Origin of the sequence: Pseudomonas sp. Fl5BN2, from assembly GCF_009908205.1 — a bacterium.
Taxonomy (GTDB): Bacteria; Pseudomonadota; Gammaproteobacteria; order Pseudomonadales; family Pseudomonadaceae; genus Aquipseudomonas.
This window is the reverse complement of sequence record NZ_JAAARL010000009.1, coordinates 191102-204110: the sequence shown is the minus strand read 5'-3', so window position 1 is coordinate 204110 and position 13009 is coordinate 191102. Positions and strand designations below refer to the sequence as shown.

The following is a 13009-nucleotide window of genomic DNA, read 5'->3' as shown; positions in this document are numbered from 1 at the left end:
CAGTGGAAGGTTCAAGCGTGTTTCTTGCTCAGCAGGTAAGAGAGGCTGACGAACAGCACCGAGACGCCGAGGATCAGCGTCGACACGGCGTTGACGTCGGGTGTCACGCCCATGCGCAACAGGCCGAAGATGAAGATCGGCAGGGTGGTGGTGCCGGCCTGGGAGACCATCATCGAGATCACGAAGTTATCCAGCGAGACGATGAAGGCCAGCATCAGCCCGGAGACGATCCCCGGCATCAACAGCGGCAGGGTCACCTTGCGAAAGGTCCGCCAGGGCCCGGCATACAGGTCCGCCGCGGCGTGCTCCAGGGACAGGTCCATGTCGTTGAGGCGGGCGCGAATCGGCAGGTAGGCGAAGGGGATGCAGAACACCGTGTGGGCGATGATCAGGTTGCCGTAGCCCAGGGACAGGCCCAGGGTCGAGAACAGCGCCAGGGTGGCCACGCCAACGACAATTTCCGGCAGCACCAGGGGCAGCATGATGGCGCCCATGGACAGTTGCAGGCCCTTGAACTTGGCGCCTCGCGAGGTGCCCAGCGCTGCCAGGGTAGCGATGGCGGTGGCGGCCATGCTGGCGCACACGGCGATCAGCAGGCTGTTGCCCGCCGCCTGGCGCAGGGCCTGGTTGGCGAACGCGGCGCGGTACCAGTCGAGGCTGAAGCCGCTCCACACCGTGGCTGACTGGTTGGCGTTGAAGGAGAACACCACCAGCACCAGGATCGGCGCATAGAGGTACAGGTAGAACAGGAAACTGAAGCCGCCGAAGCCGGGAAAGTCCTGGACGCTGAGGCCCGTGCGTTTGAACAGGTTCATCATCATGCACCTTCCTGGACATTGCGCTGGCGCTGGGCGCGCAGGGCGTAGACGGTCAGTACCAGCATCACCGCGGCCATCAGCACCAGCGACAGGGCAGCGCCGAAGGGCCAGTTACGCGCATCGCTGAACTGGCGGAAGATCAGGTTGCCGAGCATCATCTTGGTCCCGCCGCCCAGCAGTTCCGGGGCGATCATGGCCCCCAGGCACGGCACGAAGGTGAGGATGGCGCCGGCGAAGATCCCCGGCTTGGCGATCGGTAGCACCACCTTGCGCAGGGTACGAATACGCCCGGCGTAGAGGTCCTGGGCCGCTTCCAGCAGGCGGATGTCCATTTTTTCCAGGGTGGCGTAGATCGGCAGCACCACGAAGGGTGCGTAGGTGTAGACCAGCCCCAGCAGCACCGCGCCGTCGGTGTACAGCAGTTGCAGTGGCTCGTGGATGACCCCCAGGCCCATCAGGCTGTTGTTGATCACTCCGGTGTTGCGCAGCAGCAGGATCCAGGCGTAGGTGCGGATCAGCAGGTTGGCCCAGAACGGCACGGTGATCAGGAAGATCAGCAAGCCCCGGCGTTGCACCGGCTGCATGGCCAGCCACACCGCCACCGGGAAACCGATCAACAAGGTGATCACCGTGGTCAACCCGGCGATGCCGATGGAGCGCAAGGCGATCAGCAGGTAGGAGTCGGCGAACGCCAGGCTGTCATCCAGTTGCCGTTCGAACAGCAGGGAGGTGTAGGCGTCACTGCTGAATACCTTGTTCACCCCGCCGTAGGGGTTGGCTTCCATCAGCGAATAAGCGATGACGATGAGGATCGGCACGATCAGGAACAGGCCGATGGTGACCAGGGCCGGGCTGACCCCGAGGAAGCTGCGAAAAGCCTTGCGGCGTTCCAGGTGCTGCGAGATCGATGAGGCTTGCATGGCGAATCCTCCCGTTCAATCCAGCAGGACGCTGGCGCTGCCGCGTTCGAAGACCAGGCCGGCGTTGCTGCCCACGGCCAGGCGCTGGTTGTGCTCGACGCTGTTGGGGGTGCGCACGGTGAGCCGCGTACCGTCGCTGAGGCTGACCTGGTACTGCAGGTCGGTGCCCAGGTAGGTCATCGTTTCGATGCGGCACGGCAATGCGTCTGCGGCGATGTCGCTGCACAGGTGCAGGCGCTCCGGGCGCACCGACAGGGTGACCTGCTGGCCGACCTGGGCTTCCTTGCACGGTTGCGCCGGCAGAGCATGCCAGGCCGGGCCGTTGAACCAGACCAGGCCCGCTTCGACGCGGCTGACGGTGGCCTGGATGAAGTTGGTTTCACCGATGAAGTCGGCGACGAAGCGATTGCGCGGCTGTTCGTAGATTTCCTCCGGGCGACCGACTTGCTGTACTTCACCTTCGGACAACACGGCGATGCGGTCGGACAGGGTCAGGGCTTCTTCCTGGTCATGGGTGACGAAAATGAAGGTGATGCCGGTCTTGGCCTGGATGGTCTTGAGTTCCTCGCGCATGGCCTGGCGCAGCTTGAGGTCCAGGGCCGAGAGGGGTTCATCCAGCAGCAGCACCTTGGGATGGGGCGCCAGGGCCCGGGCCAGGGCGATGCGTTGCTGCTGGCCACCGGACAGCTGGTTGGGCTTGCGCCCGGCGAAGCGCTCCATCTGCACCAGGGCCAGCATCTCGCGCACCCGCTCGGCAATCTGCGCCTTGCTCAGCACCTGGCCCATGGGCCGGGATTCGAGGCCGAAGGCCAGGTTCTCGGCGAGGGTCATGTGGGGGAACAGCGCGTAGTGCTGGAACACCGTGTTCACCGGGCGCTCGAAGGGCGGCCGCTCGGCGATGTTCTCGCCATAGAGGAGGATCTCGCCCTGGGTCGGGAATTCGAACCCGGCGATCATCCGCAGGAGGGTGGTCTTGCCGCAGCCTGAGGGGCCGAGCAGGGTGAAGAATTCGTTGTCGCGGATGTCCAGGTCGATGTTCTTCAGGGCCACCGGGCCGCTGTGTGGATCGCCGTAGACCTTGCGCACTGAACGGACGGACACCGCCAGCGTTTGCAGCGCATGCAGGGCATTCATGCCTTACCTCCGATTCCCCCATGAACTGTCTGGCAGGCCATGGATATTGTTTTTTTTGGGGCAGGATCGAGATGTGTTCGGGTGTCTGGAGAACCCGATTTTCTGGGCTTCTCAGGTGTTTTTTGTTGTTCTGCTGGGGCTGATTATCAGTGAGGGGTTGCGGGGGCGAAACATCAATTTTAACATACCAGCTGTTAAAAAATTTAATAGCAGAGAGCGTGCAGAACCATGGCTGAACAGCGTTTGCCGCCGTTGAACGCAGTGCGTGCTTTTGATGCTGCGGCCCGCCTGGGTAGCTATGTCGAAGCGTCCAGGGCCCTGCATGTGACCCAGCCAGCCATCGGCCGGCATGTGAAGCTGTTGGAGGACTGGCTCGGTGTGCAGTTGTTCGAACGCACTTCGCGCGGGGTGACCCTGACCCCGGCGGGGGAGAAATACCACCGCAAGATCGCTGCGGCTTTGCAGTTGATCATCGAGGCCGGACGTGAGGCGCAACCCAAGGCCGCCGAGCGCTGGTTGCGGATCATGGTGGTGCCGGGGTTTGCCAAGCGCTGGCTGACGCCGCGCCTGGAGGCGCTGCGGCATCTGCGTCCGGGGCTGAAGTTCGCCATCGAACCGAACTCGACCTTCACCGAGGTCGACGCCAAGACCAGCGACCTGGGAATTGCCTATGGCCTGGAAGGGCAATACGCCGAGTCTCGGGTCAGCCTGATCTGCCCTCGGGTGTTTCCGATTTGTACTCCGGCCTACCTGGCCAGCATCGAGCCGATGCGTAGACCGGCGGACCTGGCCAGGCATGAGCTGATCCACTTTGACGACGGCGAGTGGTGGAACATGTGGTTTGCCGCCAATGGCCTGGATCTCCACCTCACGTCCGACTTGATCTACGTGAACAACGATCACGCCTTGTCGGTGGCCGAAAGCGGCCAAGGCATTGCCCTGGCCAATGAAGTGCTGGTGCGCGAGGAACTCAAGGCCGGGACCCTGGTGCGAGTGCTGGAGGATCAGGTGAAGCTGGAGAGCTATCGTGTGCTGACCCCGGACCATGAATGGTCGGCGGATGTCGAATGGTTTATCCAATGGCTCAAGGCCGAGCTGGAAGCGGACTTCCCCGAGGCGCGGATTATCGATTGATCGCCAGCGGCTGCCTGAGGGGCGCTTGAGGTCGTTAGCAAGCTAATGGGATGGCGCCACTGCATTGAAAAATGGCACATTGACGCACCTGCCCCTGTGCACCCACTCGTTGTACGGAAACTCTCTATGGCTACCCGTAACGCCCCGCCTGTCGCAACGACGGCTTCTCCTGCTTCACCAAGCAGCCCGCTGGTCCTGCGCATCATTGGCGCGGTGGCCCTGGCGCACTTGATCAACGACCTGATCCAGGCGGTGTTGCCAGCGATCTATCCGATGCTCAAGAGCAGCTACGGCCTGACCTTCACCCAGGTCGGCCTGATCACCCTGACTTTCCAGCTCACGGCGTCGCTGCTGCAACCCTGGGTCGGCTATTACACCGATCGGCGGCCCCAGCCGTTCCTGCTACCGGCGGGGATGATCTGCACCCTGATCGGTATCTTGATGATGTCCCAGGTGGGCAGCTTTGCCTTGATCCTGCTGGCGGCGGGCCTGATTGGTGTCGGTTCCTCGACCTTTCACCCGGAAGCCTCGCGGGTGGCGCGGCTGGCCTCAGGCGGGCGTTATGGCCTGGCGCAGTCGAGCTTCCAGGTGGGCGGTAACGCCGGCACCGCGTTCGGCCCCTTGCTGGCGGCGGCGATCATCATTCCCTACGGCCAGGGCAACGTCGCCTGGTTCGGGCTGTTCGCGCTGTTTGCCCTGGTGGTGCTGTACGCCATCAGCCGCTGGTACGCCAACCACCTGCGCCTGTACAAGCTCAAGCAGGGCCAGGCGGCGACCCACGGCCTGTCGAAGAACCGGGTGATCAGCGCCCTGGTGGTCCTCGGGTTGCTGGTGTTTTCCAAGTATTTCTACATGGCCAGCTTCACCAGCTACTTCACCTTCTACCTGATCGAGAAGTTCGACCTGTCGGTGGCCAGCTCGCAATTGCACCTGTTCCTTTTCCTCGGCGCGGTGGCGGCCGGGACCTTCTTCGGTGGGCCCATCGGCGACAAGATCGGCCGCAAGGCGGTGATCTGGTTCTCGATCCTTGGTGTTGCGCCGTTCACCCTGCTGCTGCCCCATGTGGACCTGTTCTGGACCAGTGTCCTCAGTGTGGTGATCGGTTTTATCCTGGCCTCGGCGTTCTCCGCCATCGTGGTCTATGCCCAGGAATTGGTGCCGGGCAATGTCGGCATGATCGCTGGCGTGTTCTTCGGCCTGATGTTCGGTTTTGGCGGGATCGGCGCAGCGCTGCTGGGGCATCTGGCGGACATTCATGGCATCGAGTACGTGTACTACCTGTGCTCGTTCCTGCCGTTGTTCGGGGTGTTGGCGATCTTCCTGCCGCGAAGCAAAAAGGCCTGAGACCCCTGTCAGCCGTGAGCAAAAAACGCCCGGGGCAGAGTGCCTCGGGCGTTGTTGTTTCAGCGCTTCTGAACGTCGTGCGGTTGTGCCTGTGTCTTGCTCCTGCTGACCTCGACGCGGGTCTGGTGCCTAGAACGGGTTGGCCAGGTCGATCCCGGACTTGCCTGGAGCGAGGATGTTGTTCGGGTCCAGGGCACGCTTGATCGCGTGCTCGACCTTGCGCTTGACCGGGCCGTAGCTCTGCGCCACCCGTTCCTGGAAGGCCGTGTTGACCCGGTACACCGCATAGCCTTGCTCCTCGAACACATCCAGCAGTTCGGCGAAGCAGGCGTTGGCCCGCAGGGTTTCCTCCGGGTTGCTGCGGTCGTACAGCACGTCGATGACGTGGTGCATGTCGCGCCAGCCGACGATGAATTCGCCCACATAATCCAAGCCATGTTTGTTGAGGATCTTCTTGGCCAGTGCCTGTTGCTTGTTGCACTCGCTGCCCCGGGCCTGGCTCACCGGAGCGAACCACATCGAGCCACCGCCGCCGCGCCAGTTGTACAGGCCGAACTCCTGCAGGTTGGGTACTCCGGACATCAGTTGCGAGCGGTACAGGAAGGGTTGCGTGGAGCCGGCTTGTTCCTGGGTGACCATGCGTCCCTTGCCCAGCGCCTTGAGGGCCTGGGTGACGATCTTCCAGTTGACGTCCACTTGCTCCTGGGTGCCGTACAGGGCGGCGTAGACGTTCCAGGCGCCGAGGTCCTTGTCCTTCTGGATCTGCTTGAGGATGGCCTCCGAAGTGGCCCCCGGCTCACGGGTGTAGTCGGCGCGGCGAGTGTTGCAGGTGGCGGCTTCCCACAGTACCCCGGCGATCACCACCGAGTTGGGAATCACCTGGGCGATGCGCAAGGGGCGGATGAATTCGACGATCTCGGCGATGTCCGACTCGTTCTCGAACTTGATCTCGAACGGCTTGAACACCGGCGGCTTGGGCATCAGCCAGAAGCCCATCTTGGTACAGATGCCGTAGTTGGCCTGGGTGAACATGCCATCCAGGGTCGGGCCGTAACCCCATTTGAACACCTGCCAGGCGTTGTCGCCTTTGACCCCGCCCATGCCGGTGCGATAGATGTCACCGTTGGCCAGCACCACCTCCATGCCGCATTGCATCAGGAAGTGCTCGCCATAGGGGGTGTAGCCCACGCCGCGGTCCATGGTGTTGCCCAAGGGCCCAGCGATGGCCGACGGCGCCGAGAAGGACAGCATCAGCGGCAGGTTGTTTTCCTGTATGTAGTCGTACAGCTGCTGGTAGGTCACCCCGGGCTCCACCAGCGCGGTGCACAGCTCTGGGTCGACGTGGAGGATCTTGTTCATTTTCTTCAGGTCGAGAATCACCTGGCCGCGCTGGCCGGGAGCTGCCGAGCCGTAGCCGAAGTTGCGTCCGGTGGAGATGGTCCAGAGCGGAATCTTGTGCTCGTTGCAGATCTTCACCACCCCTTGCACCTGCTCGACGCTGGTGGCGGTAACCGCCGCGGAAGGCATGTGCTCGGCGGTGTCCACGGCGATCATGATCTTGCTGTAGGGCACCAGCTGGTCGTCCTTGACCAGCACGTTCTCGTCACCCAGCAGGGCGCGGAACTGGGCGATGGCTTTCTGGAAATGGGCGGCGTTCACGCCCCTTGGCAGCAGTGGCTTCTGGGTTTGCTCAGTCATTGGATCAGCTCCTTCAAGCCTCAATCGAGAACGAAACGAAATGGCCGCTCAGCGGGGTGGCCCGAGGGCTCGCCAAAGGCGCTTCGCCGAGTGTGCCGCGGGCCAGTTGGGCCAGGTTGTAGCCCAGGGTGGCCGCCCATTGTTCGGCACTGCGCGGGTCGCGGGCCCGGGCGCTGGCCTGGAACGCGGGTTGTGCCAGCAGGCGTTGTTCACTGAGGCTGAAACCGGCGCCACAGGCGTTCAGTTGCAGGCCCAGTTGCAGGGCGCAGCCATTGGCGGCCTCGGCGCTGAGCAGTTGGTGGCGCGAGGTGCGGGCATCGCTGTGGTGCTGGCCGAGCCATTGCAACCGCGCTCCGGCGCTGCGGGCCTGGTCGAGCACCAGCGCCGCGCTGGCATCGTCCAGCAGGCCGATGATGCGTTGCGGCTGGCCGCTGCCCAGGCGCTGTTGCAGTGCCAGGATGAAGTCGAGGTTGCCCTCGCAGCGTTGCACGCTGATCTGGCGCGCCACCGAGCTGGCGTTGATCCCCTGGACGAAGGCTGAGTCGGCGACGGCGGTGCTGACCAGGGCCAGGGTCGGCAGCACCTTGCCTGACGGCGAGCCCAGCACGCTGTTGGCCAGGCTCAGGCCGGAGCCGGTTACCGTGACGCTGGCCAGGCCGCCCAGGGCCATGCCCTTGAGCAGCGAGCGACGTTCAATGTTCATGCGCATCTCCTCAAGGTTGGGCAGCCGCAGCCGGTGCCTTGGATATGTAGTCGGCGACTTGCTGCAAGGCGTTGTCGTCGATGAAGGAGGCCGGGAAGGCCGGCATCGCCCGAAAGCCGTTGCGCACTACCGCAGTGATGTAGGGCGCTGGCAATTGGCGGCCCTTGATCAGCGGTCCGACGTTGTGTTCATGGCAGTGGCCGCAGACCTTGGCGTAGACGTTTTCACCATTTTTCCAGACGCCGTCGCCATCGGCGGCGGCCTGTCCGGCAAGCATCGCCAAGGGCAGTGCCAGGCACAGGGCAAGGGTCCGTTTCACAGCTGAGCTGTTGAGGAGCGAGGACATTGCGTACTCCGTATTGTTATGGATGGATCGGTTGATGAGCGCCTGGGTCAGAAGGGGTAGGGGCGCGGTGCGTGTTGCAGGGTGATCCAGTGGTCGGTGGTGAACTCGTCGATTGCCCAGTCGCCGTTGAAGCGGCCCAGGCCAGAGTTCTTCTCACCACCAAAGGGCGCGTTGGGCTCGTCGTTGACCGGCATGTCGTTGACGTGACTCATGCCGGCATGCAGGCGCTGGGCGAACTGTGCGCCGCGTTCCAGGCTGGCGCTGAACACGGCGCTGGACAGGCCATATTCACTGGCATTGGCCAGTTCCAGGGCGTGCTCGGCATCCCGCGCGCACTGGATGCCCACCAGTGGGCCGAAGATTTCCTCCCGGGCGATCTCCATGTCGGCGCTGACGTTGCCGAACACATGGGGAGGCAGGACATTGCCCAAGGCGGCGCTCCCCAGCAGCAAGGTCGCGCCTTCGGCCAGGGCCAGGCTGATCTTGTCTTGCAGGCCGGCCAGTTGTTTGCTGTTGATCACCGGGCCGACCACGGTGGCGGCCAGGCTCGGGTCGCCGTAGGGCAGCGCTTTGACCCGTTCGACAAAGCGTTGGGTGAAGGCCTGCAGCAGCGGTTGCTCGACGATGATGCGATTGATCGCCATGCAGATCTGCCCCTGATGCAGGAACTTGCCCACTACGGCGGCGTTCACCGCTTGTTCGACATCAGCGTCGGCCAGGACCACGAACGGGCTATTGCCGCCCAGCTCCAGGGCTACGTGCTTGAGGTGCTCGCCGCCGCTGGCAATGCGCCCGATGTTGCGGCCGACCTGGGTCGAGCCGGTAAAGGAAATGAACGCCGGGACCGGGTGCTCGACAAAGGCATCGCCGATCTCCGCTCCGGCGCCGACCACCACGCTGAGGACCCCGGCGGGCAGGCCCGCCTCCTCGAAAATCCGTGCCAGCAGCAGGCCGCCGGTCACCGGGGTGTCGCTGGCCGGCTTGATCACCACCGCGTTGCCCAGGGCCAGGGCCGGAGCCAGGGAGCGGGCGCTCAGGTGCAGGGGGAAATTCCATGGGCTGATGACTCCGATGACCCCCAGCGGCTTGCGGTAGACGCGGCTTTCCTTGCCGGGAATGTTGGAGGCGACAATCCGTCCGTGTACCCGGCTGGGCAGGCTGGCCGATTCAACGATGATGGCGCGGGCAGCGCCCCATTCGATCTGCGCCTTGATCCGCGTGCTGCCGGACTCGCGGATTAGCCAGTCGATGATCTCTTCGCGGCGCTCATCGAAGATCCGTGCGGCGTTGAGCAGCACTTGGCCTCGTTCCGCCGGCCCGTTGGCGGCCCATTGCACCTGGGCCTGTTGGGCTCCGGCATAAGCCGCATCGAGGTCCTGACGATTGGCCAGGCTGATCTGCAGCAGGCATTCCTGGGTGAAGGGGTCGAATACGCGGAGCGGACGGCCGCTGCTGCCGGCTCGCCATTGTCCGGCGAGAGGTTGCAGTTCGAGGTGTTGATAGGCAGGTCGAGTCAGGGTCATGGGGTTTCTCTTGTTCGTGGCCATAGCTCGGCGTTCGGCAGTCAAGCCGATGGCGCGGGAGGGTGTGAGGCGATTACCGCTACAGCGGCATGTCAGCCGAGTGCGGCAAGGTTCTGGATGAGCCGAACGGAGCAACGCAGGCGCTTATGGGGCGGCAAGGTGCAGGGAAGAGCGGGCGCAAGGTGGGCGGAGGGCATGGCAAGGTCACCTGTTCTTTTGTTATGGATGAGCATCTGCCTGTGCATAACAACTATCGTGCCAGATGGTTTTTTCATGAAAATATTGTTTAAAAACAATTAGTTATTAATTATTTTCGATTTTTATGCAGTGTTTGAGTGAGCGCTACAGCGCGGGCTGCGGAAATTTATGCAGAGAAGTCGTAGCCCTGTCGAAAGCTCGGCGCGCCAGCATGGTTGTGGATACTGTGCGGTTACCGGCCAGAATCAGCGGTGAGCCCGTGGGGGACAGGGATGACGATTGACCCGGTATAGCGCCGGGGCATACTGCAAGCTCCCTGAGCTGCCGGTTGCCTGCCCATGACTCGTTCTCCTTCCAGCAAGCCCGTTCGTTCTGTGGATGAAGACTTTCTCAAGCAGGTGCTGGGCCGACACAAGCGCTTGATCGTCGATCGCACCAGCCAGTTCGAGGTCAGCGGCCTGCCCTCGGCCGCGCAACTGGCAGAGACGGTGGCCTTTGCTCCTCAGGACGGCAGCATCTGGTTGTGCGGACAGCGGATGCTGCTGATGCAGGGGGCGGCGTTCGGCGCCATCCGACGCGAGTTGATCGAGGCGCTGGGTTTCGACAAGGCCCGCGGACTGATCACCCGTATCGGCTGGCAGGCGGGCGCCCGGGATGCGGCCCAGGTCAGCGAGCAGTGGCCGGAAGGTGATCACGCCAGTCTCTACAGTGCCGGGCCACGTCTGCACATGCTTGAAGGCATGGTCAATGTCGAGGTGGTGCGTTTCGAAATCGACTCCAGCATCGGGCATTTCTATTCGGAGTTTCTGTGGCACAACTCCCTGGAGGACGATGAGCACATCGCCGCTTATGGCCTGGGGGGCGAGCCGGCGTGCTGGATGGAGATCGGCTACGCCAGTGGCTACGCCTCGTCATTGCTGGGGCGGCTGGTGGTGTTCCGCGAGCTGGAGTGCCGGTCGATGGGACAGGCGGCCTGTCGTATTGTCGGCAAGCCGGCCCAGCAGTGGGACGACATTGATGTCGACCTGATGTACCTGGACGCCGGTGATTTCCTTAGCCGCAGTGCCTATGTCTCGAAGGGCGAGACCACGGTCGCCGAGCTGGACGCGCCGGCGGGTGACAAGCAGTTGGTGGGGATCTCTGCCGCCTTTGTGGCGGCCAGCCAGTTGCTGCAACGGGTGGCGCCGACCCAGGCGACAGTGCTGCTGACCGGGGAGTCGGGGGTGGGCAAGGAGCTGTTTGCACGCAATCTGCATCAGGCCAGCGCCCGTCAGCATCAGCCGTTGGTGGCGCTGAACTGCGCGACCCTGCCGGAAAACCTGGTGGAGGCCGAACTGTTCGGGGTGGAGCGGGGGGCTTTTACTGGCGCCGACCGCTCGCGTCCCGGGCGCTTTGAGCGGGCCCACGGTGGCACCTTGTTTCTCGATGAAATCGCCACCCTCAGCCTCAGCGCCCAGAGCAAGATCCTGCGGGCCCTGCAGGAGGGCGAGATCGAGCGAGTCGGTGGTACTGAGTCGCTGCAGGTGGATGTACGGGTGATCGCCGCGACCAACCTCGATCTGCGACGCGAGGTCGAGGCCGGGCGTTTTCGCGAGGATCTGTTCTATCGCTTGAATGTGTTTCCCATTCACCTGCCGCCCCTGCGTGAACGGCGTGAAGACATTCCACTGCTGATGAGTTACTTCCTGCACCGCTTCAGCCTGCGCCATGGACGGCAACTGGCAGGCTTCAGCACGCGGCTGGTGAATGCGCTGCTGACTTATCGCTTCCCCGGCAATATTCGTGAATTGCAGAACCTTATCGAGCGTGGGGTGATCGCGGCCGGCGAAGGTGAGGTCATGGATGTGGTGCACCTCAGCGAGGCGGGGACGCCGCTGGCGGGGATGGCGATTGGACTGACCGCTGAAGGGCGTCTGTCGGCGCCGCCGATGCGGAATGAAGCGGCGCCGGTGGTTGCGTCGGCCAAGACGGATCAAGCGCCGGTCGAGGAACCCGAGCTGGCCAGCCTGCAGGCCTTTCTCTCTGGGCGGGCGCCGGCCCTGGGTACGTCACTGGAGGAGATCGAGTTGCGGTTGGTGCGTCTGGCGCTGGAGCGCTCCGCTGGCAATATCACGGCAGCTGCACAGATGCTTGGCATGAGCCGGGCCCAGGTCAGCTATCGCCTCAAAGGCCGTTGAGCGGGCACCTCGCCCGCATCGGGGCAAGGTTGCGCCGCTGGCCGCGGGCTAGAGTGCAGTGGTGAACTTCAGCCAGTAGGCCTGGCCTTCAGCGCGGTTGCGTACCCCCGATTCGTCCTGCCATTTGGCGCTCAGCGACCAGCCGTTCCTGCTGGTGTATTGCAGCGCGGGACCGATGGCGAAGGAGCGTCCGCGGTTGCCGTCGCGGGCTTGCACCAGGGCTGCGGCCGCGCAGTTGGCAACGCTGCACTGGTCGTCGCTGATCTGTTGATAGGCGTGCCCGCCGACGCCGATCACCCAACCGTTGTCCAGCCCCCAGCCGAGGCTGTAGTCGGCATGCAACTCGCGCCCGGACTGATAATGGGTGGCGCGGTTTTCGAAGTTGTAGTCGTGCATCAGGCGCACGTCGGCGTTGAGTCCGGCGGGGTCGGTGTAGGTCATGGCATAGACCGCCTGCACCGTGTAGTAGTTGTTCCCCAGGTTGATCAGGTCGTGCTTGTCGTATTCACCGCCGGTGGGCAGCACAAAGTCGACTCCCAGGGCGCTGTGGAACTTGTCGCTGTGATGAAAGCCCAGCACCGGGCCGAGGTGGGCGTCTCCGATACCGCGCTTTTGCTCATGGGGGCCGTTCTTGAGGTTCAGGCGCATGTCGTTGAGGGGCAGCAAGGCGTGGAAGCCGAGATTGCCCCCCAGCACCTGCTGTTCGGTAACCCAGACCAGGCGCGGCACCACGCTGGTGACGCGCAGGTCGATGGCCGCCGCCTGGTGTCCGCCATTGTCTCGCAGGCTGTCGGCGAGGTAGTTGCCGACGAATACCTGAGCGTAGGTCCCGGGCGGTGGCAGGATGCCCATCCCGTAGAGCTCGATGCCCATGGGCCAGGAAGAAACGCCGCCTTCGCTGGCCTGGACCCAGGAAGCGTGGCCGCTCAGCAGCAGGCTGGAGGTGAGAGCAAGGGCGCGCAGGCGCAAGGAATTCTGATGCATGAGAAGGTCTGCCTTATTGTTATGGGGGCA

The 13009-nt window shown here is 63.6% G+C and carries 11 protein-coding genes; 3 read left to right on the top strand and 8 right to left on the bottom strand.

What is annotated here, in order from left to right; translation table 11 throughout:
• Window positions 1–11: 11 nt before the first annotated feature.
• Genes GV819_RS14990 through GV819_RS14980 form a run of 3 tightly spaced genes read right to left on the bottom strand, consistent with a single transcriptional unit; the run spans window position 12 to window position 2872 of the window.
• Window positions 12–818, bottom strand: coding sequence for an ABC transporter permease (locus GV819_RS14990; RefSeq protein WP_372242136.1), 807 nt, complete (start codon window positions 816–818; stop codon window positions 12–14).
• The gene (locus GV819_RS14985; protein ID WP_161756825.1) at window positions 818–1738 is read right to left on the bottom strand and encodes an ABC transporter permease; all 921 of its coding nucleotides are present in this window, start codon (window positions 1736–1738) and stop codon (window positions 818–820) included. The genes GV819_RS14990 and GV819_RS14985 overlap by 1 nt, the downstream gene beginning before the upstream one ends.
• Window positions 1739–1753: 15 nt before the next feature.
• A complete protein-coding gene (locus GV819_RS14980; RefSeq protein WP_161756824.1) occupies window positions 1754–2872 on the bottom strand; it encodes an ABC transporter ATP-binding protein in 1119 nt (372 codons plus the stop codon).
• A 228-nt stretch (window positions 2873–3100) separates the two neighbouring features.
• On the opposite strand from GV819_RS14980, the gene GV819_RS14975 reads away from it, so the two are divergent.
• Entirely contained in the window at window positions 3101–4006 is a 906-nt protein-coding gene (locus GV819_RS14975) for a LysR substrate-binding domain-containing protein (protein ID WP_161756823.1), read from the top strand.
• 126 nt (window positions 4007–4132) lie between these two features.
• Entirely contained in the window at window positions 4133–5350 is a 1218-nt protein-coding gene (locus GV819_RS14970) for an MFS transporter (protein WP_161756822.1), read from the top strand.
• A gap of 129 nt (window positions 5351–5479) precedes the next feature.
• On the opposite strand, the gene GV819_RS14965 is transcribed toward GV819_RS14970, so the two are convergent.
• Genes GV819_RS14965 through pchA form a run of 4 tightly spaced genes read right to left on the bottom strand, consistent with a single transcriptional unit; the run spans window position 5480 to window position 9620 of the window.
• Window positions 5480–7048 (bottom strand): FAD-binding oxidoreductase, encoded by a 1569-nt coding sequence (locus GV819_RS14965; protein WP_161756821.1) that lies wholly within the window; start codon window positions 7046–7048, stop codon window positions 5480–5482.
• A gap of 13 nt (window positions 7049–7061) precedes the next feature.
• Window positions 7062–7751, bottom strand: a complete 690-nt coding sequence (locus tag GV819_RS14960; protein WP_161756820.1) for a hypothetical protein — start codon at window positions 7749–7751, stop codon at window positions 7062–7064.
• A 10-nt stretch (window positions 7752–7761) separates the two neighbouring features.
• Window positions 7762–8097, bottom strand: coding sequence for a c-type cytochrome (locus GV819_RS14955; protein WP_161756819.1), 336 nt, complete (start codon window positions 8095–8097; stop codon window positions 7762–7764).
• Between the two features lie 47 nt (window positions 8098–8144).
• On the bottom strand, window positions 8145–9620 hold the full coding sequence (pchA, locus tag GV819_RS14950; RefSeq protein WP_161756818.1) for a 4-hydroxybenzaldehyde dehydrogenase: 1476 nt from the start codon (window positions 9618–9620) through the stop codon (window positions 8145–8147).
• A 536-nt stretch (window positions 9621–10156) separates the two neighbouring features.
• Here pchA and GV819_RS14945 point away from each other — a divergent pair.
• Window positions 10157–11995, top strand: coding sequence for a sigma-54-dependent Fis family transcriptional regulator (locus tag GV819_RS14945; protein WP_161756817.1), 1839 nt, complete (start codon window positions 10157–10159; stop codon window positions 11993–11995).
• A gap of 48 nt (window positions 11996–12043) precedes the next feature.
• Here GV819_RS14945 and GV819_RS14940 read toward each other — a convergent pair whose 3' ends face one another.
• The gene (locus GV819_RS14940) at window positions 12044–12979 is read right to left on the bottom strand and encodes a SphA family protein (RefSeq protein WP_161756816.1); all 936 of its coding nucleotides are present in this window, start codon (window positions 12977–12979) and stop codon (window positions 12044–12046) included.
• Window positions 12980–13009: the final 30 nt, after the last annotated feature.

What these genes read in the sequence shown, in the direction of transcription:
- GV819_RS14955 (WP_161756819.1), bottom strand. Translation starts at nt 8,097, where the DNA reads ATGTCCTCGCTCCTCAACAGCTCAGCTGTGAAACGGACCCTTGCCCTG.
- GV819_RS14970 (WP_161756822.1), top strand. Translation starts at nt 4,133, where the DNA reads ATGGCTACCCGTAACGCCCCGCCTGTCGCAACGACGGCTTCTCCTGCT.
- GV819_RS14960 (WP_161756820.1), bottom strand. Translation starts at nt 7,751, where the DNA reads ATGAACATTGAACGTCGCTCGCTGCTCAAGGGCATGGCCCTGGGCGGC.
- GV819_RS14985 (WP_161756825.1), bottom strand. Translation starts at nt 1,738, where the DNA reads ATGCAAGCCTCATCGATCTCGCAGCACCTGGAACGCCGCAAGGCTTTT.
- pchA (WP_161756818.1), bottom strand. Translation starts at nt 9,620, where the DNA reads ATGACCCTGACTCGACCTGCCTATCAACACCTCGAACTGCAACCTCTC.
- GV819_RS14965 (WP_161756821.1), bottom strand. Translation starts at nt 7,048, where the DNA reads ATGACTGAGCAAACCCAGAAGCCACTGCTGCCAAGGGGCGTGAACGCC.
- GV819_RS14990 (WP_372242136.1), bottom strand. Translation starts at nt 818, where the DNA reads ATGATGAACCTGTTCAAACGCACGGGCCTCAGCGTCCAGGACTTTCCC.
- GV819_RS14945 (WP_161756817.1), top strand. Translation starts at nt 10,157, where the DNA reads ATGACTCGTTCTCCTTCCAGCAAGCCCGTTCGTTCTGTGGATGAAGAC.
- GV819_RS14975 (WP_161756823.1), top strand. Translation starts at nt 3,101, where the DNA reads ATGGCTGAACAGCGTTTGCCGCCGTTGAACGCAGTGCGTGCTTTTGAT.
- GV819_RS14980 (WP_161756824.1), bottom strand. Translation starts at nt 2,872, where the DNA reads ATGAATGCCCTGCATGCGCTGCAAACGCTGGCGGTGTCCGTCCGTTCA.
- GV819_RS14940 (WP_161756816.1), bottom strand. Translation starts at nt 12,979, where the DNA reads ATGCATCAGAATTCCTTGCGCCTGCGCGCCCTTGCTCTCACCTCCAGC.